Here is a 285-nt window from a genome sequence, read left to right on the forward strand (position 1 = left end):
TGCACATGCTGTTAATTCAGGCAAAGTAATTAATATTCCTGATGTTTACGCTGCACTGCCTTTTGACATGAGCGCTGCGCGTGAAATGGATGCCCGCACGGGTTATCGCACGCAATCAATGCTAACTATTCCTTTAAAAGATCACCAAGATGATATTTTAGGTGTGATACAGCTTATAAACGTAAAAGATAGCAACAATAATATTATTCCCTTTAGTGAAGAGCTCGTCACGCTAATACGCTCGTTTGCTTCATTAGGGGCTATTGCATTAACTAACTCATCACT

General features: G+C 40.0%; 1 protein-coding gene. It reads left to right on the top strand.

Annotated features, from left to right (window positions below):
• Window positions 1-285 (top strand): GAF domain-containing protein (locus R2R70_RS19715; protein WP_410978855.1); only part of this gene is annotated, 285 nt, incomplete at both ends.

The organism is Cobetia sp. SIMBA_158 (assembly GCF_046566945.1).
In the GTDB taxonomy this organism is placed as follows: Bacteria; Pseudomonadota; Gammaproteobacteria; order Pseudomonadales; family Halomonadaceae; genus Cobetia; species Cobetia amphilecti.